The sequence below is a fragment of the Natranaeroarchaeum sulfidigenes genome (genome assembly GCF_017094485.1).
In the GTDB taxonomy this organism is placed as follows: domain Archaea; phylum Halobacteriota; class Halobacteria; order Halobacteriales; family Natronoarchaeaceae; genus Natranaeroarchaeum; species Natranaeroarchaeum sulfidigenes.
Window position 1 is genome coordinate 517,673 of record NZ_CP064786.1, and the last position, 24,269, is coordinate 541,941.

Consider the following 24,269-nt stretch of genomic DNA (forward strand, 5'->3'; position numbering starts at 1 on the left):
AGCTACTCCCGGTATATAGGCATTTTGGCGTCTATATTGGCTCTCGTCGGGCGATCTGAGACAAAGAGTCCAGTTGCGGTCCACGCCGGTGAGCTTTCGGCCCGGAACCGAAGGGGGTTTTCCGGCCCACTCCCGAGTGAGGGTATGAACGCATTGCTGTCGGCCGACGATGTCTCGAAAGCCTACGGGGGAGTCGAGGCACTCGACGGCGTCTCGCTGTCGATCCATGAGGGCGAGGTGTTCGCGCTGATCGGCCCGAACGGCGCGGGCAAGACCACGCTCGTCCGGACGCTCACGGGGACGGTCGAGCCATCCGCAGGGAGCATCTCCGTGTTTGGTGAGGCTCCGGAGGCCGTCGATTCGGATCGCCTCGGCGTCCTCCCCCAGAGCTTCTCGCCGCCGGGCCGACTCACCGCCCGCGAGCTGCTCGAGTACTACGCTGGGCTGTACGATGCCCCACTCGATCCCGAGGAGGTGCTGGCGACGGTCGGCCTGGGCGATGCGGGCGACACCTGGTACGAGAACCTTTCAGGGGGGCAACAACGCCGCGTCTGTCTGGGGAGCGCACTGGTCAACGACCCCGACCTCCTGTTTCTGGACGAGCCGACGACCGGGATCGATCCGGCGGGCCGTCGTACCGTCGCCGAGCGCGTCGAGACGCTCGCGGCGGGCGGGACAACAGTGCTGTTGACGACCCACGACATGGCAGAAGCCGAGACGCTTGCCGACAGAGTGGGCCTGCTCGCCGATGGTGAACTCGTAGCGACAGGGACTCCCGAGGAACTGCTCGACGAATACGGCGGCGAAAGCCGACTGGAGATCGATCTCGACGCCGAAGCGGAGACTGTTGTGTCGATGCTCGAAGAGAGCGGCTTCGACGCCAAGCCGACACGCCGTGGCGTCGATGTCCACGGCATCGCACCGACCGAGATCGGACGCGTCGTGGACGTGCTGGAAACGGAGGGGCTTGCCTACACCGCTCTGACGTGGCGCGAGCCGACCCTCGAAGACGTGTACATGACCCTCGCCGGGGACGAAGAAAGTGGACTGCAAGGAGATGACGTCAGGTCACGTAAAGCACCAGCCGCGGGTGGTGACGCATGAGCACACTTACCCGCATCCGATCGGAGTTTCACGCCTCCTGGCATTCCTTTCTACGCCGCCGAACCGCGGTCTTTTTCACCTTCTTTTTTCCCGTCCTGCTGATCGTCATCTTCGGGGCGCTCGTTCGGACGGATCCGGGCGGTGGCGGCCTCTTCACCGAGCCCGCGGAGTACTACGTGCCCGGCTACGTCGCCGTCGTCGTCCTCTTTACTCCCCTCTCGCGGGTCGGTTCCACGGTTGCCCGGCATCGCGACGGGAACCGCTTCGAGAAGCTGGCGACGACGCCGCTCTCGAAAACGGAGTGGCTCGCCGCCCACACGCTGGTCAATGTCGTCATCATCGGCATCGCCAGCCTGCTCGTGCTCGTGCTCGTCGCCGTCCTCACTGGCGCGGCGCTTCCCCTCTCACCCCTGCTGGTTCCGTTCATCATCGCCGGTGTCGTGCTGTTCTGTGGCGTCGGCGCGATGCTCGGGAGCTATACGGAATCTCAGGATGGGGCGATCGCGGCCTCGAACTCGATCGGCCTTCCCCTCCTGTTCCTTTCGGATACGTTCGTCCCGCCCGACCTCCTGCCGGAGTGGTTCGCACCGCTGATGGAGCTGTCCCCACTCACGTATTTCGCCCGTGGCGTCCGGGCGCTCTCGACGGGTGGAGACCCGCTCGCCGACCTCGTTGTCCTCTCGGTGCTAGCAGTCGTCTTCTTCGCGCTCGGGGCGTACTCGCTGCCGCAGGCGGATTGAAAACGGAGTGGGCGAACTACTCCTGCTCGCCGCGCAGCTCGTCCATGTGGTCGATCCGCTGCTGGACGAGCTCGGCCTTCCCGATGTCGTGGCGCACGCGTAGGCCGTCGGTTCCAGCGCGTTCGAGGGCGTCCTCTACGATTTCCTCGGCCTCGCTGATCGTGTCGGCGACGCCGACGACGGCGTAGGACCGCGACGTCGTCGTGTAGATGCCGTCCTCGCGGGCGTCGACGCTGGCGTAGTACAGCAAGGCGTCGCCAGCGGAGTCCTCGTCGATCGTCACCAGCGCGCCCGCGTCGGGATCGGTGGGGTAGCCGTCAGGGACCGCGTACTTGCAGACAGTGGCCTGCGCGTCGAACGCGAGTTCTGGCAGGGATTTGCCATTGCGAGCCGCCGTCAGCACGTCGAGGAAGTCGGTTTCGAGCACCGGCAGGGTGTTCATCGCCTCGGGATCGCCGAATCGCGCGTTGAACTCGACGACCTTGACGCCCTCGGCAGTGAGCATGAACTGCCCGTAGAGGACGCCCTTGTAGCCAGTGAGTGCGTCGACGACCGAGCGCATGATGTCGAGCGCCTCGGCGGAGTCGGCTTTCGTCATGAACGGAAGCTGGAAACTGGCGTCGCTGTAACTGCCCATCCCGCCGGTGTTTGGCCCCTCGTCGCCCTCGTAGGCGCGCTTGTGGTCCTGGACCGCGGGCGTGATCCGGAGCGAGCCGTTGGCGACGAAGCCCTGAATCGTAAACTCCTCGCCGACGAGACGTTCTTCGAGAACGATCCGGTCGTACTCGGAGTCCCGAATATACTGCTTGCCTTCCTCGGGGGTCACCTGATCACCGATCACTTTGACGCCCTTGCCGCCCGTCAGCCCGGCGGGCTTGATGACGAGGTCGCCGTCGTACTCGTCGATGTACTCGCAGGCGGCCTCGCCGTCTTCGAACACCGCGAAATCGGGACAGCCAGGGACATCGTGCTCGGCCATGAACTCCCGCTGGAACGACTTGTCAGTCTCGATGCGGGCCTCCGAGGCTTGCGGGCCAAAGGCGTAGACACCAGCCTCGTCGAGCGCGTCAGCGACACCCGCGGCCAGTGGTGCCTCCGGACCGACGACGGCGAGCGTCGCGTCGACGGATTCGGCATACTCGACGACTGCTTCGGGATCGGTCGTCTCCAGTGTCTCGAAGTCTGCGGCAATCGCATCGATACCGGGGTTTCGGTTCCCCGCACAGGCGTACACGGTTGCATCACTGTCTTCGAGCGCTCGGGCGATGGCGTGTTCGCGCCCGCCGCCGCCGACGAGCAACACGGTTTCTGACATACCCGAAACACCGCCACAGCACAGTGTAAAGGTTGCTGTTCTCGGTACAGCGGCTGTCCATACCATCGCGGTCTCCCTGACGGACAGATAGTTTACAACACCCATACACAATTAGTCGAAAGAGTAAACACCGTACTCGTCGTACTATCCCGGTATGACTACCTCTCCGCCTCTTCGTGGCCCGTTGTTCGAGGCAGTCCAGCGGAGCGATATCTTCGAGGACTCGAAGACGTTTGTCGATAGCGTCCCACGTATGGATCCAGACCGGATTCACGAGCGGTTTCAGGAACGGCGTCACGACCCGGCGTTCGATCTCCGATCGTTCGTCTACGAACACTTTGAGGTTCCCAACGCGAGCGAGGACACCGAGTACGACTCGGAACAGACGGCGGAATCGATGGCAGCTCACATCCGGGCGCTCTGGCCCAGACTCGTCGATCATCCCGACGACGAGCAGGCGATCGAATACGGCTCACTGATCGGAACGCCCGAGCCGTATATTACGCCCGGTGGGCGATTTCGGGAGCTTTACTACTGGGACAGCTACTTCACCGCGGAGGGGCTCGCAGCCAGCGATCGCTTCGAGGATGTCGAAAACATCGTGGAGAACTTCGCGTGGGCCGTCGAGGAGTTCGGCTACGTTCCAAACGCCACTCGCGAGTATCAGACCACCCGGACGCAACCGCCGTTGTTTGCCGAGACCGTGAAAATCCTCGAACGGGAGCGTGGCACCGAGGCGGTAGTGCCGTACCTCGACGCGCTCGACGCAGAATACGAGTACTGGATGAGCGGCCGGGAGGAACTCGCCGGCGCAGGAACGGCGACACGGCGGGTCGTCGACCTCGGCGACGCCGTCCTCAACCGCTACTGGGACGAGTCGTCCGGCCCGCGCCGGGAATCCTACGACGAGGACGTCGAACTCGCCGAACGGGTCCCTGACCGCGATCGGGAGACACTCTACCGGGACATCCGTGCGGCCGCGGAATCCGGCTGGGACTTCAGCAGTCGCTGGTGCCGGGACGAGTCGATGGAGACGATTCGCACGACAGAACTGGTGCCGGTGGATCTGAACGCCCTGCTGTACGGCGTCGAGCGGGATCTGGCCGGCTGGCACGCCCACCTCGGAAACGACGCCGCGAGCGAGGCGTACGTCACCGCAGCGCAGCGCCGGGCGGAAGCGATCGATCAGTACTGCTGGGACGACGAGGCCGGGTTTTACTTCGATTACAGCTTTGTCGAGGGCGACCGGACCACCAAGTGGACGCTCGCCGCAACCGTCCCGCTGTACACCGGTCTCGCAAGCGACGAGCAGGCGGCCGCCGTCGCCGACCACCTCCGGGACCAGTTCCTCAGTCGTGGCGGCCTCGTTACGACGCTCACCGAAAGTGGCGAGCAGTGGGATGCACCCAATGGGTGGGCACCGCTGCACTGGTTCGCGGTGCTCGGGCTGGAACGGTCCGGCCACGACGAGCTGGCGCGTGAGATCGCCACCCGCTGGGTCGATCATGCCCGCACTGTCTACGAGCGCACGGGACGCATGGTCGAAAAGTACGACGTGACAGCTGACGGTCGGCTCGGTGGCGGTGGCGAGTACGAGTTACAGGACGGCTTCGGCTGGACGAACGGCGTGACGATCGCGTTTCAGGAGCGCTACGGACTGTTCGAGCAGCACTGAAAGACGGGATCTTTTTCGCATCTGGTGGACAATTCACCTGTAGTGACAGACACTCGCGGAGCGACGCCCGACAGCCGATATAGCTGGTTCGTTGCCATCGTCGGCGCGGTAGCGATGGTGTTTACCTTCGGGACACCGCTATCGTATGGCATCCTCAGAGCCCCGTTATCCGAGGCCTTCGGCGTCCCCGCGGTCGAGCTATCGGTCGTCTTCTCCGTCATGCTGTTTACCTTCTTTATCGGGTCGGGGCTGATCGGCGTCGTCGCGGCACGGCTTCCTGCACGCGGGATCGTCCTGGTCTGCGCGGTGACCACCGGACTCGTTGCGCCGACGCTCCTGCTGATCGACTCGATCGTCGGCCTGCTCGTGGTGTTTGCCACCCTCGGCCTCGCGCTGGGGACCGTGTTCGTGGTCCTGGCATCGGTCATTCCGCGCTGGTTCGACGAGCGCCGTGGGGCCGCGACGGGCCTGATCTTCGTGGGCAACGGACTGGGACTGTTCGTCCTGCCGCCGCTGTGGCAGTATGCGATCGATGCCGTGGGGATCGAACGGGCGTTCCTGTTCATCGTGGGCGTCTCGGCGGTGACCTTTCTCGCGGCCGGAGTAGTCTGCGGTCGCCCGACCTGGACGGGGGCGTCGTCGACGACACTCGGGGAGCTGGGCGGCTGGGTCCGCGGGTTGCTCTGGACGCGGCGTTTCCACTTGCTGTTCGTCGGTATGGCGCTTGCCTTTGCGTGGTATCAGTTGCTTGCGGCGTACGCAGTCGACCTCTTTGCCGCGCGTGGGCTGACCGAGGCGGCCGCCTCCATGGCCTTTGGCCTCATCGGTGGCGTGAGTATCATCTCGCGGATCGGGAGCGGCTACGCGGCCGACCGGATCGGGGCACGACGCGGCTTTCTCATCTCGCTTGCCTGTGCGGCCGCAGGAGTGGCTCTGCTGTTTGCCCCACAGCTACCGATGCTGGTCCCGGCGATCTTCCTGCTCGGGATGGGACTCGGCGGCTCGGCGACGCTTTACATCCCGCTCCTGTTGAGCGTCTACGATCCCGAGAAGGACACGGCGATCGTCGGGATCTTCAACGTCGCTGGCGGGGTGGGCGCGCTGGCGATGCCGCCGCTCGGAGCTGCCAGCGTTGCCTACACGAACGGGTACGTGCTCGCGGTGGCGCTTACCCTCGGTGTGACGCTCGTCGCCATCTGGGCAGTCGTCGCCGGTACGCGCTAGACGGGCCGCTGTGTGGGTCGACGGTGGGAGAACGGCTGGACAGTGTCCGAACGACTGTCACAGTGTACTGTTTGTGATTTTGTATACAATGTAACATTGTAACATCGGCAAGGGCGTCGGGGTGCTGTTGGGATAGCGTCGGGGTGCTGTTGGGATAGCGTCGGGGTGCTGTTGGGATAGCGTCGGGGGAGGTGTTCTGCTGGCGTCACGACGCCTGCCCTCCCCCGTCGAGCACGATCCCACGCTGTCGCGTGGGCCGTGCTCTCGGCCCGATTACTGAGATGCGGATCGAAGGCCAGCCCCGCCGACCACCCTGATGCGGTCACTGGCCGTCTGGGGGCGTCCCATACACTGTCGAGGATGTCACAGTGCAGATTCCAACCGAACGCTTATTTCCCGCCTTCGCTTACTCGAAGTATGGCCAGTGCAACGCGTGACGAGTCTCCCGAAGAAGGCGTGGAGTTTATCCACGAGGATGATGGGAAGATCACAGCGCGTGACCTCGAAACTGGCGTTGCTTCTTTCGGAGAGACGAAAACGGAAGCGCTCCGAATGCTCGCGGAGGCGCTTGAGTTGCACGAGGGGGGTGGGGAGCCAGTCACTGAGCGAGATCTCGAAGAATGGGGGATTGATGGCGTTGAGCCTGGGGATAGTGAGCTCCCCGATTGTATGCAGTAGATGGTCCGGACGAAATTCTCCGGACGTGAAATCGCGTCCGTGTTGATCGACCACGGGTTCGTCCGGACAGGCCGCGTTGGCAGCCATCTGAAACTCCGCTACGAGTCGCCTGACACGGACGAAGTCCGTATCGTGGCCGTTCCGATGACATCGGCAGACGATATTCCAATCGGGACACTTCAGTCAATCGCCGAGCAGTGTGGTGCAGACGATTTTCACGCCTAGTGTCGGTGGATTAATCAGAATCTGTAACAACACCGTGGGAAGTGTTCTATGATACCCTCACTGTCAGCAAGGACGCCCTTTAGGGCCGCCAGCGCGTACGGGGTGTATGACCGAACCCACCAGTCGAAACCGCCTCGACGAGGAACAGAGCCCGTATCTCCGACAGCACGCGGACAACCCCGTCAACTGGCAGCCCTGGGACGAACAGGCGCTGTCGGCCGCCGAGGAGCGCGACGTACCGATCTTCCTCTCGGTGGGCTACTCGGCGTGTCACTGGTGTCACGTCATGGAAGAGGAGAGTTTCGAGGACGAGACCGTCGCCGAGAAACTCAACGAGAACTTTATTCCTATTAAAGTCGACCGCGAGGAGCGGCCCGATCTGGACAGCGTCTACCAGACCGTCTGCCAGCTGGTGAGCGGGCGCGGCGGGTGGCCCCTCTCCGTCTGGCTCACGCCCGAGGGCAAGCCCTTCTACGTGGGGACGTACTTCCCGCGGGAGAGCCGACAGGGGATGCCCGGCTTTCTCGACCTGCTCGACAACATCGCGAACTCGTGGGAGGAGTCTCGCGAGGAGATGGAATCGCGTGCCGAGGAGTGGACGAGGGCCGCGAAAGGCCAGCTAGAGGAGACGCCGGGACAGCCGACCGAGGTCGGTGACTCGGTGCTCGCCGACGCGGCGAACACGGCGCTTCGCGCGGCCGACCGCGACCACGGTGGGTTCGGCTCGGACGGACCGAAGTTCCCCCAGCCGACACGGATTCACCTGCTCATGCGGGCCTACGAGCGCACCGGCCGGGAGACGTTCCGCGAGGCCGCCATCGAAACGCTCGATGCGATGGCCGACCGCGGGCTCTACGACCACGTTGGCGGCGGCTTCCACCGCTACGCGACCGACCGGGAGTGGATCGTCCCCCACTTCGAGAAGATGCTCTACGACAACGCCGAGATCCCGCGCGCCTATCTGGCGGGCTATCAGCTCACCGGCGACGATCGCTACGCCCGCGTCGTCGAGGAGACCTTCGAGTTCGTCGAGCGCGAGCTGACTCACGGGGAGGGCGTCGGCGACCACGAGTACGGCGGCTTCTACAGCACGCTCGACGCCCAGAGCGACGGCGAGGAAGGCAAGTTCTACGTCTGGACGCCCCGCCAGATCGAGGGGATTCTCGACGCCGATGCCGACCTGTTCTGTGATCGCTACGGAATCACCCGGTCGGGTAACTTCGAGGGCAAGACGGTGCTGACGCTCGCCCGGAGCGCCGAGTCGCTCGCAGAGGAGTACGACCTCACCGAGAGCGAGGTAAGAGAGCGTCTCGACGACGCGCGCGAGCGGGTGTTCGAGGCCCGTGAAGAGCGGATTCGGCCAGCGCGCGACGAGAAGATCCTCGCGGGCTGGAACGGCCTGCTGATCTCGGCGCTCGCGGAGGGCGGACTCCTCGACGAGCGCTGGACCGACCTCGCCGCGGACGCACTTGCGTTCGTGCGCGAACAGCTCTGGGACGCCGAACGTGGCGAACTCGCCCGGCGGTACAAACCCACCGCGGACGGCGGCGACATCAAGGGAGAGGGCTATCTCGAAGATTACGCTTTCCTCGCTCGCGGCGCGTTCGACTGCTACCAGGCGACCGGCGAGGTCGAGCACCTCGCGTTCGCACTCGATCTCGCCCGAACGATCGAGGCGGAGTTCTGGGACGAGTCGGCAAAGACGATCTACTACACGTCCGAGAGCGGCGAGTCGCTGGTAACCCGGCCACAGGAACGGCGCGATCAGTCGACGCCGTCGAGCCTCGGCGTCGCGGTCGATGTCCTGCTCTCGCTCGACCCCTTTGTCGATCACGACCGCTTCGACGAGATCGTCGAGACGGTCCTCTCGACCCACGGCCAGCATATCGAGTCGAGTCCGATGGAGCACACGACGCTGACGCTGGCCGCCGACCGACGGCGGACCGGAGACCTCGAACTCACCGTCGCCGCCGACTCGCTGCCCGACGCGTGGCGCGAGCGACTTGGCGAGACGTACCTTCCGAACCGGATTCTGGCCCGACGTCCTCCGACAGCCGAGGGGCTGGCCGAGTGGCTCGACGCGCTGGATCTGGACGAGGCCCCCCCGATCTGGCACGAGCGCGAGGCCGAGGGAGAGCCGACGATCTACACCTGCCGCTCCTTTACTTGCTCGCCGCCGGTCACGAACATCGACGAGGCCTTGGAGTGGGCCGAGGATCTGGCTCCCGAATACAACCGCTCCTGAGTCACTCGTCGCCGCTGGTCGATCCATCGGGTGAGTCAGACGGCGTGGGGTCGGTCGGCTGTCCGGGCTGCTGGCTCGGATCGAACGTATCGACCGGTCCGAGCTCCTGACTGGAGCGTTCGGCTGCGGCCACGTCGATTGCGGGTTCGCCGACGGTGAGTTCGTCGTAGTCGTCGACGAACGTGACCACCATCGCGACGAAGATACCGAGAACGATCGGCCCGACGAACAGGCCGACAAAGCCGAGGACGTACACCCCGCCGAAGACGCCGACGAGGATGAGGCCGGGGTTGAGCCGCGCGCGTTTGTCGATCACGATCGGCCGGGCGTAGTTGTCGACCATACTCACGACGAGCACCCCGTAGAGCCCGAGGAACGTCGCCGAAACGGGATCACCGATAATCACGAGATAGATCACCGCGGGCCCCCAGACCATGAACGCGCCGATCAGCGGCAGGAAGGCCAGCACGATCATCACGAACGTCCAGAAGACGACGTTTGGAAGCCCGGCGAGCCAGAGGCCAATGCCGCCGAGAAGGCCCTGCAGGATCGCGACGAAGATGTGACCGATGACGACGCCCCGGGTCGTCTGTTCGATCTGCCCGAAGAGGTTGTCCGTGACGGTCCGGGGGAGCGGTGAGTTCTCCTTGATCCACGAGACGAACTCGGGACCGTCCTTGAGCCCGTAGTAGATCAGGAACAGGAGGAGGGCGAGCCCGAGTGAAGTCCGAAGCGCGAGGGCAACGAAGCCGGTTGCACTCGATGACAGCACTTCCAGCAGTTCGCGCGCACCGGTCATCAGCAACGATTCAATGTCGACGATGAGCCCGAACTGGTCGAACAGGGTAGCCTCGACCTCCTCGATTTCGAGTCCCGTCCGCCCCCGGGCGAGGTTCTGGAGGTCACGTATCAGGGCAGTAACGATGTAATAGAAGGGTAGTAACGCCGCAATCACGGTTCCAGCAATTAGCAGGATCGGCGATATTCGCTCGCCGACGTGCGGAACGAGGCGGAGATGGAGCGGGTAGAGGACGTACGCGATCACCAGCGCCGAGAGGACGTACTCGATAAACGGCAGGACAACGATGAATGCCGCGAGCGCGGAGATCGCGATACAGACCAGCAGAAACGACTGGGAACGATTCATGCCAGCCTTTATCGCAGTGACGACAAAAAAGGTACTGACAGGGGCGCCGATCGGGAGAACTACACGAAAGTTTAATATTTATCCCGGTTCACGTGTAGACACATGGCAGACAAAGACGATCTCAGAGACCAGATGATCGACGCCTTCGAGGGCGCTGACTACCCGATTTCCAGCCCGATGGATCTCGTACCGGCGCTGCCGAACGGCCCCGGAACAAAGTTCGAGTCCGGCGATTTCTCGATGACTGCGATGGAGCTCAACACCAAACTCGGCGGCGGGGACTTCCCCTACGACACGCCGGAGGCCTTCGTCGATGACGTGCTCGCCCAGCTCGAGGAGCAGGACCTGATCTGAAGCGGTCGCTCGTCGACTCGGTTTCTTTCGACCTACTTGCAGAGCGGTGCAGCCGTTGAATCGGAACGTCGTCACAGCCTATTTAATAGTCCGCTTCGCAGGGACGTGTATGCCCGAGATAGAGATCACCGAGGATCAACAGGAGTATCTTGAGGATCTGCGTTCAGAACTCGAAGCCGACATCGTCGGTCCCTACGGTCACGTCCGCGTCAGCGACGCGGTGCAGTACCTGATCGACGATCACGATGGGACACTCGACGATGTGCTCGCCGAGGGTGTCGCTGGGGCCGATGCGGATGGGAGCGACGATCAAAACGATGCCGAGTCCGATATCGACGACGAAGAAACAGACAGCGGCAGTGCCGACGAGGATGCCGAACCCGAGGAGGCAGATAGCGCCGGAGACGAATCGGACAGCGCCGGAGACGAGGAAAGCCAAAGCGGTGAGGACCGACTCTCCGCGATGATGTCGCTGCTCGACACCCACGACGACAAGTGGCGCGAAACGGACGGCGACGCGCGCTACGAGGTCGACCTCCCGGATGGGACCACCGAGGACGCCCCGACAAAAGACGACGTGCGGGCAGTGCTGTTCAAAAACTACTGAACGGGACGGTCACGCACTGTGTAGCTTCGGGAACTGCACCTGCAGGAACTGCACCGTGATAACCAGTATGAACGGTCCGAGAAAGATACCGTACCAGCCGAACACGACCGGTCCGAGTAGATATGCGAACATGATGAGTCCGGTGTGGAAGAGCCGTCCGGACAGGTAAGGTCGCACGTAGGTCCGGATGACGTTGTCGAAGAGGATGCCCATCACGACATAGAACACCACTGGGAACCAGAGTGCACGCGGATCGCTCCGGAATGCTGTGATCGCGAGATAGAGCACGACTGAGCCGTACAGAAGGCTCCGACCGAACAGCGGAACGACCGAAATAAGCCCGGTAGCGACCCCGAGTAGTATCGCGTGTGGGATCGCGAGTCCCGGCGGCGCGATAAGATTCAGCAGGTTGTAGATAACCGTGGCGACGAGAGCGATCACGATGATCGTGAGGGTGTACCCGAAGTAGACTGAGGAGAGCCCTCGATCGACCGCACGCAGGTAGACGACGAGGTCGGTGCCGTCCTCCGCGACAGTCGTTCTGAACCATTCTCCGAGTCGTCGTTCGTCACGGACGAGAAAGAACGCAAAGACGAACGTGAGAAACGCGTTGTACGCCTGTGCGGTGAACGTGCCGACGAACCCCCTCGCCAGGGCGACGAGCGTGACCACTGTCGGCTCACTTCGCAAAGTGTCGACGAAGACGTACAGCTGCTCCTGGCTCGTGGGAATCGCTTCGACGGCGAGACCCGGAAAGAGCGCTTCGATCACTCGTTCGACGTCAGTCGCCTCTATCGCCGCGAGTTCTCCGAGTACGAAGACGACGAACACCCCCAGAACCACAACAAAGGGAAAGACGATCAGTCCCAGCGAGAGGGCCGCGGAGAGCCCGGGTGAAACGCCCCGCTGTCGGAGCCGTCTGGCGACCGGACGCACGACGTAGTACAGAAAGAGTCCGAACACGGCCCAGCCCAGATAGACGGACAGTGTGGTGACCAGAACGAGCGCTAACGCGAGCGCAAACAGCCACCAGCCGACCCGTTCAGGCCCGCCTGCGTCCGAACGCCAGCGCATACGGTGTATTACTTCGGTTCGAGCACGTATAGACGGCGTTGGCAAACGCTTTTTACCCGACCGGTGGTCGAACCGACGACCCCACGATTGACGGTTCTCGTCGCACAATCGGTGAGTACCCGGGCCGTCGTCTGCGGCGTATACTGCTAGCGCAGGAGGAACGGTAGCCGCTCGGTTCGGGGTCTTGCGTCGAATCCAGCGACAGGAACGTGCTACTCGGCGTCGGCGTTCTTTTTCACTTCGGTGACCATGACGTCCCAGTCGGGATGCTCGTCGCCGTTTCGACAGTCCCACCCGCCTTCGACCTCGACGTCGTTGGCGTCGGCTTTGCGGAGCAGCGACGCGAGTGCAGCCTGAAATTCCCCTTCCGAGATGATCGCAGATTCGGTTCGATCCATCAGTTGATACCCTCGGCTATGTCAGCTGCTGGTCCCTCGTCGGGCGGCGTGAGATCGACGATCCCGTCGGTCGAGACGGAGATCTCGTAGCCCTCGAACTCAAAGGACACGTTCGTATCGTCATCTGCGTGGTCGACCACATCATTCAACGCATCGGTGTCTACCGAGTACTGAATCGGTTCTAGCTCGATCGGGTCGACATCTAACACGCTCGAAAGCGAACTCACGACGGCCATATCTGCCGAACACGTCTCGCGGTCGTACCGGGCACGATAGCTCTGTGACTGGCGCGAAAACTCCAGTGACTGCAGTCGACACCCGTTCCATGTCTTGCTCATAACAAGTGGTTTAGTCGGCTTGAGCGTTTGAAATTGAGCACTGACTATACAGAATCTATATAAGTAAATCAGCACGCTACTCCGTCATCAGTGTGGCGTCGATAAGCCGTCGATGGCCGCGCCTGAGCCGTGAGGACAGGGATTGCTGGGCGATACCGAGTTCGTCGGCGATCTCCTCGAGCGAGGCGGTCCGGGGCGAATCGAAGTAGCCCCGTTCGAAGGCCAGCACGAGTGCCTCCTCCTGGGTATCCGTCAGTTCGTAGCCCTCTCCGTGTATGGGTAACAGGGAGTGAACGGCCGTGATCGTAATCGGAATATCGTTATCCTGACAGTACGACCGGAACTCGCTGATCTCCGCGCGCTGCTCACTGCGAACCTCGAACTTCCAGCCGTCGGCCGTCCCGATCCCCGAGAGAACGACGAGGTTCGTTTCCGCGAGGGCGTCCAGGATCCCCACGTACTCCCGATCCCACTCGACGCGCATGAGATACTCCTGTTCGACGCTGTCGACGAGTTCGATCTCGTTCGTCCCCTCGTGGGATTTAAACGCCGCCTCGATGTCCGTCGCCTCGGCTCCCCGAACCCAGAAGTACGGGATGATCACCGTCTCGTGGGGGATGAGCCGTTCCAGTTCGACGGTCACCGTCGGGAGGGTCTCGAAGACGGTCCCGAGCGGGAACTCGGCGGCCGGGCTGGTGAACTCCATGACCGTGGCCATAGACTTTCATAGGGTGGTACCGTGTATAACACCAAGTGATGGTGTACCAAGCCACACAGTTGGACACTGACCGGAAGCCGAGCGCCGCGTTGCGGACTCGAACAGCACCGAACGAGGGGTGCTTGGTATACCAAGCCACCACATTTTGTACGGGCATACTAAATGGGGGAGTACTAAATGAGCGTAATTGCGGAATTTCGAGTACCGGCGGGTGAGTTCGAACTCGGGCGTATTCTCACCGTCGCCGGAACCACTTCTATCGAACTCGAAAGTCTCGTTCCGACTGGCGAAGCGACCGTTCCCCTGTTCTGGATCCACGACGTCTCCCGGGATTCGTTTACCGAGCGGATCGAGGAACATCCGACCGTCAACGACGCGACTACAGTGGATGTCTTTGAGGGGCGGACGCTGTTTACGCTCGACTGGGACGCAAATCAGGACCACCTGTTTGCCGGAATCGGCGAGTACGATGGCCATCTCCTGAGCGCCGTGGGCACGGCCGATACCTGGAAGTTCGAGATCCGCTTTCCGGAACACGAGTTGCTCACGAAGTTTACGGATCATTGCGAGCGGGCGTCAATTTCACTGGAGATAACGCGCATCTACAATCCGACGGAACCGGATGCCGGGCCGTGGTACGGGCTGACCGAGCGCCAGCGGGAGGCGATGGAACTCGCCATCCAGATGGGCTACTACGAGATCCCCCGTGGCTGTACCACGAACGAACTCGCCGCGGAACTGGGCATTTCTGATCAGGCTGTGACCGAACGGCTCCGACGGGCAATCGTTACGCTGGCGAAAAACACGCTCGTACCGAGCGACTCCGCATAGTCGCATTGTGTATCAGGGCAAACGGTGAGATGACTCGATAGCGTGGTACTGAGTATGAGTGAGACTCTTGGTTGGACGCAGACGACACGGGTGACCCACAAATGACGACGAATACCCCCACCGAAAGTGAAACAGCACCGACGGAGGAACTGTTCGAGGCAGTTGCCAGCGAACCCCGACAGGTAGCCCTCCACACCATAGCGGCGACCGAGGAGCGGCCGATCGAACTAGATCATCTCGCCGGGCGTGTCGCTGGAGAGGTACACGTGGGCGGACCGACCATGACCGAGGCAGAGCGCGTTCGAATCGCGCTCCATCACAACCATCTCCCGAAACTGGAAGCGACGGGACTGATACAGTACGATGCGGACGCGAAGACCGTCGACGTGGTGGGGGATGGACTGGACCAACGGATCCTCGCACTGATCGAGCCGAACGGGACGGCTGACTGAGCGCTCTGTCGGCGGGACACTCCTCGTCAGTATCGGTGGTTCTCGGAGCCTGAGAAACCATGAAACCATTACAATAATCTGGTGAGTAGTGATAGGTATGGAGTATCTCGTGGCAACCGACGGCTCCGCAGTCAGCGATACGGCGATCGAACACGCGGCCGAGCAGGCCGGACTGGTCGACGCCGACCTGAAAATCGTCCACGTCCTGACGCCTGAGACCGAACTGGTCGACGGACAGGTCGTGTTGCCCGGCGAGGACGCCGCCTTGGAACAGGGCGAACGGATCGTCGAACACGCGGCGCGGCTGGCGAAAGACGTGGTCGAAGGGTTCGAGACGGATGTCGAATGTACGACGGAACTGCTCACAGGGCGGCCTGCGGACGCGATCACGACGCACGCCGAGGAGCAGGGTTTCGACAGTATCTACGTCGGCCACCGGGGCCTGTCGGACCGGTCGGAGTACGTCGTGGGGAGCGTCGCAAAGACCGTCGTCGACAAGACGACAGTCCCCGTGACAATCGTCAAATAGCCCGGAAAGACGTCGAACACAGGCTTACTCGCCCATGGGTGGCTTCGGAGCCATCACGATCCCGAGCGCGATCGATAGCAGACCAGCAACGGCTCCGATCAGCAGGATTCCCCACTGTGGGTAGCCCGAGACCGCCGCGCCCGCCGCTGCGGAGACGAGCATGACGCCGATCGCGATGGGAAGCTGGTGAGAGTCCATCAGAGACCGAACCCGATCCGGGTGAAGACGAGGTAGGTCAGGAGGAGACACGGTGCGAACACGACGAGGAAGACGGGCTTGCTCCAGTCGAACACCGTCTTCCCATCGAGCGGGCCAAAGGGGATCATGTTGAACGTCGCCAGGAAGACGTTGATGAAGACGCCAAAGCGGCCGATCTGTTCGACGAACACGATCGGGACGAACACGAGCGGGAGGAAGACGGCCGCGAGCGCGAGGTTCACCGCCGGTCCGGCGAGTGCGATCAGGCCGTTCTCGGCGAGCGTGATCCGGCCACGATGGTGGACCGCGCCGGGTGCGGCGAAGATGAAGCCGATAATCGCACTCATAATTGCGAGAAAGAGCATGCCGTAGTCGGCGCGGAACTCGGCGACCTGTCCGAACCGGACTGCAGCGACCTTGTGGGCGAGTTCGTGCAGGATAAAGCCGACGCCCACGGTGACCATCGAGAGGACGAAGATCCCGCCGACGCTTGCCGTGCCACCCGCCATGTGCAGGAAGATGAAGATCGCGAAGGCGACGCCCAGCGCGATCCACGCGATGGCCAGGTCTCGTTTCTCGTCGGTGCTAAAGGTCAACTCTCGTCGCCGTGTTCGGGTCGGTACGCCTGCCATGGTCAGGGAAGCAGGCCGCGGACGATCTCCGCGCCGTTCCGTGCGCCGTTGATCAGTTCGTTGCCGACGCCGCTGAGCCCGCCGATCTCGGGTGCCATGTAGGGCACCACGACCGTAATGAAGAGGAAACTGGCGATGATCGAGCCGATGTTCGTCAGCGCGACAACCGTGATCAGCCGGAACAGTGGCACCTCGAACATCCGGTCGATCAGCTCGGAGATCGGGCTCTCCGTATCGTCGAGGATCTCGTTTAGGGTCCCGATGTCGCTGACATTAACGGGGCGCTTTCGCAGTTCCATATAGCCGGTGAACCAGCCGGGTGCGAGCATCGGATTGATGCTGGTCAGCCACGCGACCGCACCGCCGACGCCCGCGCTCGACCAGTGTGCGCCGCCGAGTCGGGCAAGGCCGAAGGCAAAGACGCCATTGATCAGGAACCACGCGGCAAACAGCCGCAGGAGAAAGCCGTCTTCGACGCCCGCAAGCAGAAGGAGGACGAAGAAGGCCGCGAAGCCAACAGTAAACAGGTAGCCGACCGCCTTGCCGATCGAGAATCGGCGTTGTTTCGCGGTCGTCGAGATCGATTGCATATCCGGTAGCGTCGTCGGCTGATCGAGATAGCGCTCGATCCCGGCCTGATGGCCTGCCCCGACCACAGCGACGACGTTGTATCCGTTTGCACGTAACGCGTTGAGCTTGTGTGCGATGAAGGCGTCCCGCTCGTCGATCAGCGCTTCCGCACCGCGGGGACTGAACCGGCGGAACTCCTCCATCATCGCCGAGACGACATCGCCGTCGGTGAGCTCCTCGATGTCGAACTCCTCGTCGATCCCCTCGACCTCCTCCATCGAGGCGTCGAGCGCGAGACCGATCAGCGTGCCGACGAGCAGGCCGACCGCCCCGCCAGCAGCGACGCCAGTGCCGAGCCGGAGCGCCGTGACGCCGTAGCCCTCGAAGGTTGCCGGGCCGAAGAAGCCAAGCGGAGCGGCCCCGCTCGTGACGAGCGCAACGGCCGCGGCGATACCGGCGACAGCACCGACCAGTAATCGGGTCGTAAAGCCATCGAGCGGGAGTCCGGGTGGTGGCCGGAGCGTCGGCAAGAAGAGGAAGCCGAGTACGAGCCCGGCGATAGCTCCGAACGAGACTGCGCCGACGAGCTGGAGGAGTCCAGCGCTCGTCACCCCCAGCGTCAGCAGTTCGCCGTAACCCAGTGCGGGCGCGAGGAAGACGCCGGCGATCGCGCCGAGGAACATCCCGATGACGCCGCCGCCGACCACGCCGAGGGTTCGTGGATCGGTGATCCCGAGCGCGAGTCCGCCGACGAGTTTCGCCTTCTCGCCGATCGAGAGTCTCGTCCAGAAGCGCTGCATCGTGACCTGAATATCCCGGTCGACGAGCGCGACGCCCATCCCGAGTTCTTCGGCCGTGTCGATCCCTGCCCGCATGTCCGCGCCCGGTTCGATGTCGAACCTCTCTCCCATGCGTGTCTGGACGTACGATAGCATCCAGTAGGCGAGGAACTGGAAGACGGTGTTACCGCTAAGCAGGTCCTTGGCCTCGATATCGTCGGGCGTTTCGCCCTGCATCTGCCGATACCGCCCCTCGTCGAGTTCGACCGCGACGACGTCCGGGCGCTCCTCGCGGATCTGCGCTTCGACCCGCTCGGCGCTTTCGGCGGAGACGTGGGCCGTCCCGACGACGGTTACGCTCCCTTCCCCCGACGGGACGGCGTCCACGTCCTCGGCTTCCGCTGCGTCGGTCATCTACGGCGACATATACGGGCGCGGTTTTTACGCTTGTCGTGTCACGGGTTCCGTACCTCCGATATCGACAGCCGATCGTAGCACACTTGCCACGTCTCCGACGAGTTCGAGTATGCCGACAAACCTCCTCGATTCGTACATCGAGAACCGCGAGATGGTCCAGCCAAACCACGCCAACAGCCTCGAAACCGCCCACGGAGGCAACGTCGTCAAGTGGATGGACGAGGTCGGCGGGATGGCCGCGATGCGCTTTGCGGGCGAGACCTGCGTCACCGCCCGGATGGATCGGGTCGATTTCAAGCGGCCGATCGAGGTCGGCGATACCGCGCTGATCGAGGCGTACGTCTACGCGGCCGGAACGTCGAGCGTCCGCGTGCGAGTCCAGACCTACCGTGAGAACCCGCGTACTGCCGAGACAGAACAGACCGCAGACTCCTATTTCATCTACGTCGCTATCGACGAGGATCGGAATACCGTGGAAGTTCCGGATCTCGTCGTCGATTCGGAGCGTGAAGAACAGCTGCGCCAGCAGGCACTGGCCGGAGAAAACGGCGACTACTAACGCTCAGTCGTCGACGAAGGTCCCCGAGATCGGCCCACGACTACTGCCCGTATTTGCTTTCTGTTCGGTCCGTCCCCCGAGCGTCTCGAAGTCGAAGTTGTCGAACTGATCCGGTTTGACACCCTCCTGAGCGTAGACGTACAGTGCCGTCTTCGCGATACCCCAGATCGTCTGGCTAAGGAGGTAACTGAAGGTGATCGCGACCGCGACGAAGACGATCGCAAGCACGATACCGACGCCGGGGAGCGCCGTCGCCACGACGGCAGACAGCGCAAGCGCAACGACGATGAAGCCAACGCCAAACAGCAAGACGATCCCCGTGATCCCAAAGCCAGCCCCGAGCGTCTCCCCCCAGGTGTCTTTGAACGTCCCACCGCTCTTTTTGAACATCTCCGTCGTCGAAACGTCCTCGAAGACGATGACGGGGACGATAAAGAAGGTCATAATCGACCAGCCCAGTGCGAACAGCGACCGCATGATGGCCGCAACCGGACTATCGGAGTTCTCCAGTATCCGGAAGAGGATACTGACCGTCGCGGAGATCAGCGCCCAGACGACGATCGGTCCGAGCTGATCGTTGATCGCGGACATGCTCGACCGAATCCCCGGCTCGCGCCCGTGAAACGCCTCGTTCGAGGCATACACCAGCGCCGCAGAGAAGTACGTGCTGAAGAAGGTCGTCACGAAGTACAGCACGAACAGGACGACGTACTCCAGTCCACCGCCGATGAACTCCGCAAGCACCATCGGGAGGAAAAAGAGCACGAGAAAGAAGATACTCGAAATCGCCGCCAGAAGCGGGAAGATCATCAGCTTCGGGTGGTCGCGGATCACACCGACGCTATCCTTCGTGAGCGTCCAGCCGGTCTTCAGGCGGTCAAAAAAGCCCAGTCCGCCCGAGCGTGTGTTGGTTGCCATACCCTGGAGAATACCCCACCTGACTTAATATTGGCGGATGTCGAAGCGAAAAATCTGTCAGTACCCGCCCTTGAAGGTGTTCTCGTCGACGGGGCCGGAAAAGACCGAGTACAGATAGGCGAAATATCCCAGCACGAGCACGAGCACGGGTAGTCCAACGATCGTCGAGACGTTGAGCGGGATCGGCGAGACGACTGCATCCCGAACTGTTATCTCGGCAGCCGGGTAGACCGTCGGATACAGCAACGAGACCACGACCGCGAGCAAGGCGAGCGCAAGGCCAGCAGTGCTGGCAAACCACGCGCCGTCAGCGCCACGCTCGGCAAAGAGGACCGAAGCGATTGTCAGCCCGATCGTCGCGAGGACGATCGCAATGCCGCTGGGTGACGCGACGACCGACCGGATCGCCCCGGCGTCGAGCACGACGGCGACGGTGAGCAACAGTACAACTGCGCCCAGATAGCTGATCACGGCACCCTGCCCGTACCGTGCCATCCGGTGCCGGAGCGCGCCGTCGGTCTTGAGACCAAGTAGCGCTGCTCCAGTGCTCAGCGACAGTGCAACCACGACAACGCCAGTCAGGACGGCGGGCAAGGAGAGCGATCCGGTGCCAAACACCCAGCTGCCCACCAGTGTCCCGAGCAGGAGTGGCGAGACGAAGCTTCCGATGATGAACGATCGGTCGCAGGTCTCCTGCCACGTGGCGTCTTCGCGTTCGTCACGAAGCTTCGGCGCGACACCCCGCGCGATCAGCGCGAACAGGATCGCGACCGCCAGGAGATAGTGCTCGCTGAGCAGTCGGGCGTACACCGGGGGGAACGCGGCTATCAGGAACGTACCGAACCCGACAAGCCACACCTCGTTTGCCTTCCAGATCGGCCCGAACGCAGCCATCAGTGTGTCGCGTTCGGCCTCGGTCTCACAGGTGGCATACAGCATACCGATCCCGAAGTCGAAGCCGTCGAGGAAGACGTACAGTCCCAGCGCGAGCATGACGACAGCGAACCACAACTCGGGCAGCGAGCCGATGAGATACTCGTCCAGCGAGACGAACAGCGGCGTCATTTGTGGGTGCCCTCCGTGGCTTCGTCCCCGATATTCGGCTGTTCTGGCGCGTCTTCGTCGTCACGCCGCGCCGTGTTCGCTCCACCGTCAGTGGCGGCGTCAGCGGTTGTCCCCGGGTCGGTGTCGGCACTTTCGGTCGCAGCGACGCTTTCGATCCGTTCCCGTTCGCGGCCCATGATCCGCCAGATGACGTAGACGAAGATCAGAAACAGTAGCGTGTACACGATGAAGAAAGCAACAAAGGACAGGAGTGCCTCGGTCGTCGAGAGCGTCTCCGACACACCCTCTTCAACCGTCAGGATGTCCTGGACGATCCACGGCTGGCGGCCGACTTCGGTGGTGTACCACCCCGAGATCATCGCGATGAACCCGAGCGGCGTCGACAGCATGAATGCGGCCAGTAACCGGTTGCTCTCGGTCAACTGTCCTCGATAGGCCCGGTAGCCCGCCCACAACGAGAGGGCGATAAACCAGATCCCCAGGCCGACCATCACCCGGAAGGACCAGAACACCACCGCTACCGGGGGTGTATCCTCGAACTCGTTGAGGCCGGTCACCTCGGTGTCCGCATCACCACCCGTTAACACCGAGGCTAACTCGGGGATACTTATCGTCCAGAGGTTCTCTGCCCGTGGGTCAGTGAGTCCGTCGAGACTGTTCGGGAACGCGACTATGTGCAGATCGGCCCCAGTCTGAGTCTCGTAGTGGGCTTCCATCGCGGCAAACTTCGCGGGCTGGGTGTCCTCGACGTGGCGCGCGTACGCATCACCCTGGAGCGCCTGTAGCGGCGCGGTGACGATCAGGACGACGATCGCGATCATCAGGGCGGTTCGCCAGACCTTCGAGTCGCGGTTGTGCCAGATGAAGTAGGCCGCGATCCCCGCGATCAGCAGGGCAACGGCGATCACAGCCGAGAGCTGCATATGGGCGTACATCCACGGGAGTCGCGGGGTCAAGAGTGCAGCGACAGGATCAGTCATCGTGGCGACCTCCAGTCCGCTCCCGCCGTCGACGAGTTCGTAGCCCTGAGGTGTCTGCATCCACGCGTTGACGACGATGATCCAGAACGCCGACAGCCACGCCCCGACTGCAACCAGCACCGACGACAGCACGTAGGTCCGATCGCTGACCCGCTCGCGGCCAAACAGCAGGATACCGAGGAAGACTGCTTCGAGGAAGAAGGCCATCTTCGCCTCGAAGGCAAGCGGCCCTCCGATCAGCTCGCCGGTCACCTCCGAAAAGATGGGGAAGTTCGTGCCGAACTGGAAGCTCATCGGGATACCCGTCGCAGTACCCATCACGAAGCCGATCGCGAACACCGTTACCCAGAACTCCCGAAGCCTGGCGTACCGCTGGCTCCCCGTTCTGACGTCTTTCCACGTAAAGTAGACGACAAATGGTGCGAGCCCGACAGATAGCGACGCGAAAATGATGTGAATCGTGATCGTCCACGCGAACTGTGACCGACTCAGAAACGTCGGCTCAAGCATTCCCAGTACTGGGGCGAGGGCGGTCCCGAGCATCAGCAGTCGTCCTCCGGTCGAGTGGCTGTCACTTGTCCGTGTGGGTGCTTGATCGTCGTACTCTTCTCCGTGGCGATTCGACTACCGGTCATTGGTGAGCCGTCTCCCACAATACGGCTTAATACCGACGCGGTTTCCCACCCGATGAGAACGTGATCAGTCGTATTCGTAGAACCCCTCACCCGTCTTTTTGCCGAGGTCGCCCGCCGCAACTTTCCGCTTGAGCAGATACGCGGGGGTGTACCGATCACCGAGCTCCTCGTGGAGCGTCTCCGAGGCGTGTAAGGCGACGTCTAGCCCGATGTGGTCTGCGAGTTCGAGTGGCCCCATCGGAACGTTGGTACCGAGTGTCATCCCGCGGTCGATATCCTCCTTGCTGGCGACGCCCTCGTCGAAGGCACGGATTCCCTCATTGATCCAGGGTATGAGGATCCGGTTCGTGACGAAGCCGGGTTTGTCGTCGGCTTCCCACGTTTCTTTGCCGAGGTCTTCGGCGAAGGTGTGGGCCAGTTCCGCAGTCGCCTCGCTCGTCTTCTCGCCGACGACGACCTCGACGCCGTCCATGATCGGGACCGGGTTCATAAAGTGCAGACCGACGACTCGTTCTGACCTATCGGTCGCGCTGGCGATCGAGGTGATCGAGAGGGTGCTGGTGTTGGTGGCGAGATAGGTGTCCTCGTCGACCAGGTCGTCCAGTGACGAGAAGAGGTCCTGCTTGATCTCGATGTCTTCGACGACAGCCTCGATACCGATATCGCAACTCCCCAGGTCGTCGAGATCAGTCGTCCCGTCGATCCGGTCGCGGGCAGCCTCCGCATCGGCCTCCGTCATGTCGCCGCGATTCACGAGCCGTCCCAGACTGTCGTCGATCCGGTCGAGCCCCTCCTCGACGAGGTCGGGGTCGATATCTCGCAGTACGACGTCGTAGCCCGCGGTTGCGGCGACCTGTGCGATTCCACTGCCCATCGTCCCGGCACCGACGACACCCACTCGTTCGATGGCATCGAGATCCCCGTGCATGGCGCCCAGTAGAACGGCAGCCGCGATAAACGTTTGTTCCTCAGGAAAACTACAGTAACCAATACAAGTCTGACGGATCCAGTCGTATGATATCGGGAGCAAGTTTCAAGAACCTGTGTAATAATCCTTGAATAATCAGGTGATAACCCGTGAGCGAGGATACACGAGAGGAGTTAGAGGAGTTGCGCTATATCGGCCCGGCGACCGCCGAAACGCTGCGAACCGAGAGCGTAGAGGTGGCGGATATCCGCGACAAGCGCGTCTCCTATCAGCAACTTGTCGACGCAGGTATCAATGCGGGCGTGGCGACGAAGATCAGGCGCTGGCACTCGCTCCCGTGGTCCTTCGGGGGTGAGGGAAGCCAGCTCGACAACCGCTCGAAGAACGTTCGCGGGCTTCGTGACGGGGAACGAGAGTGGGTTGCGGCGAGTTCGGGAGCTGACGATTCGACTACCGACTCCGCAATGGATGGCGATTGGTCTCCCGCTGGATCGTCGGCTGGTCACACCGGGAACCGGTCAGAGATTCGAGACGGAGACTGGACGCCGTCCGGAGACATCGACGATACTGACGACTCTTTCACCGAGGACGACTGGACGTCCGGGCGCGGAACGACCACTGCAGCGGCCGACGCCGAGACCGATGGAGGAGGGACAGCTGTCGCGGCCGAATCGGCGTGGCGCGAGCGGTCGAAGTCCGATCCCGTCACTGCGGTTGCTGGGGTCACGGACGACGATGCAGAACTATTGGCCGAGGCGGGAATTACGTCGGTACGCCGGCTTGCCACGGCCGATCCCGAACAGGTCGCTGACCTACTCGACATTGAGCACGAGCGAGTCAAGCACTGGCGTTCGGAGGCGACGACGAGTACTCACTAGCGACGAATTAACTATTTCTGTAGTAATCTGCTCTTCGTCAGACAAGCGGCGCAAAT

Annotated in this window: 27 protein-coding genes; 14 read left to right on the forward strand and 13 right to left on the reverse strand. The window is 62.5% G+C overall.

Translation table 11 applies throughout. The annotated features are described in order from the left end of the window. Positions 1-144 precede the first annotated feature (144 nt). Together AArcS_RS02580 and AArcS_RS02585 are read left to right on the forward strand one after the other, a co-directional pair. Positions 145-1,104 (forward strand): ABC transporter ATP-binding protein, encoded by a 960-nt coding sequence (locus AArcS_RS02580; RefSeq protein ID WP_238478864.1) that lies wholly within the window; start codon positions 145-147, stop codon positions 1,102-1,104. Then, positions 1,101-1,844, forward strand: a complete 744-nt coding sequence (locus AArcS_RS02585; RefSeq protein ID WP_238478865.1) for an ABC transporter permease — start codon at positions 1,101-1,103, stop codon at positions 1,842-1,844. Before AArcS_RS02580 ends, AArcS_RS02585 begins: the two co-directional genes overlap by 4 nt. Before the next feature lie 16 nt (positions 1,845-1,860). Here AArcS_RS02585 and purD read toward each other — a convergent pair whose 3' ends face one another. Then, the gene (gene purD / locus AArcS_RS02590) at positions 1,861-3,159 is read right to left on the reverse strand and encodes a phosphoribosylamine--glycine ligase (RefSeq protein ID WP_238478866.1); all 1,299 of its coding nucleotides are present in this window, start codon (positions 3,157-3,159) and stop codon (positions 1,861-1,863) included. 154 nt (positions 3,160-3,313) lie between these two features. On the opposite strand from purD, the gene treF reads away from it, so the two are divergent. From treF to AArcS_RS02615, 5 genes are all read left to right on the forward strand, one after another. Then, complete coding sequence (gene treF / locus AArcS_RS02595) at positions 3,314-4,834, forward strand: alpha,alpha-trehalase TreF (protein WP_238478867.1); 1,521 nt, start codon at positions 3,314-3,316, stop codon at positions 4,832-4,834. 42 nt (positions 4,835-4,876) lie between these two features. Then, positions 4,877-6,058, forward strand: a complete 1,182-nt coding sequence (locus AArcS_RS02600) for an MFS transporter (protein WP_238478868.1) — start codon at positions 4,877-4,879, stop codon at positions 6,056-6,058. A gap of 417 nt (positions 6,059-6,475) precedes the next feature. Further along, on the forward strand, positions 6,476-6,736 hold the full coding sequence (locus AArcS_RS02605) for a type II toxin-antitoxin system HicB family antitoxin (RefSeq protein WP_238478869.1): 261 nt from the start codon (positions 6,476-6,478) through the stop codon (positions 6,734-6,736). Then, positions 6,737-6,961: a type II toxin-antitoxin system HicA family toxin gene (locus AArcS_RS02610; RefSeq protein ID WP_238478870.1), complete on the forward strand. Its 225-nt coding sequence runs from the start codon at positions 6,737-6,739 to the stop codon at positions 6,959-6,961. Positions 6,962-7,067: 106 nt separating this feature from the next. Beyond that, the gene (locus AArcS_RS02615; RefSeq protein WP_238478871.1) at positions 7,068-9,206 is read left to right on the forward strand and encodes a thioredoxin domain-containing protein; all 2,139 of its coding nucleotides are present in this window, start codon (positions 7,068-7,070) and stop codon (positions 9,204-9,206) included. A gap of 1 nt (position 9,207) precedes the next feature. Here the strand turns inward: AArcS_RS02615 and AArcS_RS02620 are convergent, their stop codons facing one another. Further along, on the reverse strand, positions 9,208-10,353 hold the full coding sequence (locus tag AArcS_RS02620) for an AI-2E family transporter (RefSeq protein WP_238478872.1): 1,146 nt from the start codon (positions 10,351-10,353) through the stop codon (positions 9,208-9,210). Between the two features lie 102 nt (positions 10,354-10,455). Between AArcS_RS02620 and AArcS_RS02625 the strand changes: the two genes are divergently transcribed. Both AArcS_RS02625 and AArcS_RS02630 read left to right on the forward strand, forming a co-directional pair. After that, positions 10,456-10,707: an MTH865 family protein gene (locus AArcS_RS02625; protein ID WP_238478873.1), complete on the forward strand. Its 252-nt coding sequence runs from the start codon at positions 10,456-10,458 to the stop codon at positions 10,705-10,707. Positions 10,708-10,816: 109 nt separating this feature from the next. Beyond that, on the forward strand, positions 10,817-11,314 hold the full coding sequence (locus tag AArcS_RS02630) for a DNA polymerase V family protein (protein WP_238478874.1): 498 nt from the start codon (positions 10,817-10,819) through the stop codon (positions 11,312-11,314). A gap of 9 nt (positions 11,315-11,323) precedes the next feature. Here AArcS_RS02630 and AArcS_RS02635 read toward each other — a convergent pair whose 3' ends face one another. The 4 genes from AArcS_RS02635 to AArcS_RS02650 form a co-directional block, all read right to left on the reverse strand. Then, positions 11,324-12,388 (reverse strand): AI-2E family transporter, encoded by a 1,065-nt coding sequence (locus AArcS_RS02635; protein ID WP_238478875.1) that lies wholly within the window; start codon positions 12,386-12,388, stop codon positions 11,324-11,326. A gap of 212 nt (positions 12,389-12,600) precedes the next feature. Next, positions 12,601-12,786, reverse strand: coding sequence for a hypothetical protein (locus AArcS_RS02640; protein WP_238478876.1), 186 nt, complete (start codon positions 12,784-12,786; stop codon positions 12,601-12,603). Beyond that, positions 12,786-13,124 carry a HalOD1 output domain-containing protein gene (locus tag AArcS_RS02645; protein WP_238478877.1) on the reverse strand — a complete coding sequence of 113 codons (339 nt, stop codon included), beginning with the start codon at positions 13,122-13,124 and terminating at the stop codon, positions 12,786-12,788. Before AArcS_RS02645 ends, AArcS_RS02640 begins: the two co-directional genes overlap by 1 nt. 76 nt (positions 13,125-13,200) lie before the next feature. Continuing rightward, on the reverse strand, positions 13,201-13,842 hold the full coding sequence (locus AArcS_RS02650; protein WP_238478878.1) for a helix-turn-helix domain-containing protein: 642 nt from the start codon (positions 13,840-13,842) through the stop codon (positions 13,201-13,203). 177 nt (positions 13,843-14,019) lie between these two features. Here AArcS_RS02650 and AArcS_RS02655 point away from each other — a divergent pair, with 177 nt between their 5' ends. The 3 genes from AArcS_RS02655 (at position 14,020) to AArcS_RS02665 (ending at position 15,654) form a co-directional block, all read left to right on the forward strand. Then, positions 14,020-14,673: a helix-turn-helix domain-containing protein gene (locus AArcS_RS02655; protein ID WP_238478879.1), complete on the forward strand. Its 654-nt coding sequence runs from the start codon at positions 14,020-14,022 to the stop codon at positions 14,671-14,673. Between the two features lie 101 nt (positions 14,674-14,774). Beyond that, complete coding sequence (locus AArcS_RS02660; RefSeq protein ID WP_238478880.1) at positions 14,775-15,125, forward strand: DUF7344 domain-containing protein; 351 nt, start codon at positions 14,775-14,777, stop codon at positions 15,123-15,125. Positions 15,126-15,222: 97 nt separating this feature from the next. Further along, a complete protein-coding gene (locus AArcS_RS02665) occupies positions 15,223-15,654 on the forward strand; it encodes a universal stress protein (RefSeq protein ID WP_238478881.1) in 432 nt (143 codons plus the stop codon). 24 nt (positions 15,655-15,678) lie between these two features. Here AArcS_RS02665 and AArcS_RS02670 read toward each other — a convergent pair whose 3' ends face one another. From AArcS_RS02670 to AArcS_RS02680, 3 genes are read right to left on the reverse strand one after another with little or no spacing between them, the layout of a single operon-like run. Next, positions 15,679-15,852 (reverse strand): hypothetical protein, encoded by a 174-nt coding sequence (locus tag AArcS_RS02670; protein WP_238478882.1) that lies wholly within the window; start codon positions 15,850-15,852, stop codon positions 15,679-15,681. Beyond that, the gene (locus AArcS_RS02675) at positions 15,852-16,484 is read right to left on the reverse strand and encodes a zinc metalloprotease (protein WP_238478883.1); all 633 of its coding nucleotides are present in this window, start codon (positions 16,482-16,484) and stop codon (positions 15,852-15,854) included. Before AArcS_RS02675 ends, AArcS_RS02670 begins: the two co-directional genes overlap by 1 nt. Positions 16,485-16,486: 2 nt before the next feature. Beyond that, positions 16,487-18,247: a TraB/GumN family protein gene (locus tag AArcS_RS02680; protein ID WP_238478884.1), complete on the reverse strand. Its 1,761-nt coding sequence runs from the start codon at positions 18,245-18,247 to the stop codon at positions 16,487-16,489. Between the two features lie 112 nt (positions 18,248-18,359). Here AArcS_RS02680 and AArcS_RS02685 point away from each other — a divergent pair, with 112 nt between their 5' ends. Further along, on the forward strand, positions 18,360-18,809 hold the full coding sequence (locus AArcS_RS02685; protein WP_238478885.1) for an acyl-CoA thioesterase: 450 nt from the start codon (positions 18,360-18,362) through the stop codon (positions 18,807-18,809). A 3-nt stretch (positions 18,810-18,812) separates the two neighbouring features. Here the strand turns inward: AArcS_RS02685 and AArcS_RS02690 are convergent, their stop codons facing one another. The 4 genes from AArcS_RS02690 to AArcS_RS02705 form a co-directional block, all read right to left on the reverse strand. Continuing rightward, positions 18,813-19,727, reverse strand: a complete 915-nt coding sequence (locus AArcS_RS02690) for a DUF6159 family protein (protein WP_238478886.1) — start codon at positions 19,725-19,727, stop codon at positions 18,813-18,815. 57 nt (positions 19,728-19,784) lie between these two features. Then, a complete protein-coding gene (locus tag AArcS_RS02695; RefSeq protein WP_238478887.1) occupies positions 19,785-20,792 on the reverse strand; it encodes a cytochrome d ubiquinol oxidase subunit II in 1,008 nt (335 codons plus the stop codon). Further along, entirely contained in the window at positions 20,789-22,315 is a 1,527-nt protein-coding gene (locus AArcS_RS02700; RefSeq protein WP_238478888.1) for a cytochrome ubiquinol oxidase subunit I, read from the reverse strand. Before AArcS_RS02700 ends, AArcS_RS02695 begins: the two co-directional genes overlap by 4 nt. 156 nt (positions 22,316-22,471) lie before the next feature. Then, the gene (locus tag AArcS_RS02705; RefSeq protein ID WP_238478889.1) at positions 22,472-23,335 is read right to left on the reverse strand and encodes a 3-hydroxyacyl-CoA dehydrogenase family protein; all 864 of its coding nucleotides are present in this window, start codon (positions 23,333-23,335) and stop codon (positions 22,472-22,474) included. 149 nt (positions 23,336-23,484) lie between these two features. Here AArcS_RS02705 and AArcS_RS02710 point away from each other — a divergent pair, with 149 nt between their 5' ends. Next, positions 23,485-24,213, forward strand: a complete 729-nt coding sequence (locus AArcS_RS02710) for a DUF7409 domain-containing protein (protein ID WP_238478890.1) — start codon at positions 23,485-23,487, stop codon at positions 24,211-24,213. Positions 24,214-24,269: the final 56 nt, after the last annotated feature.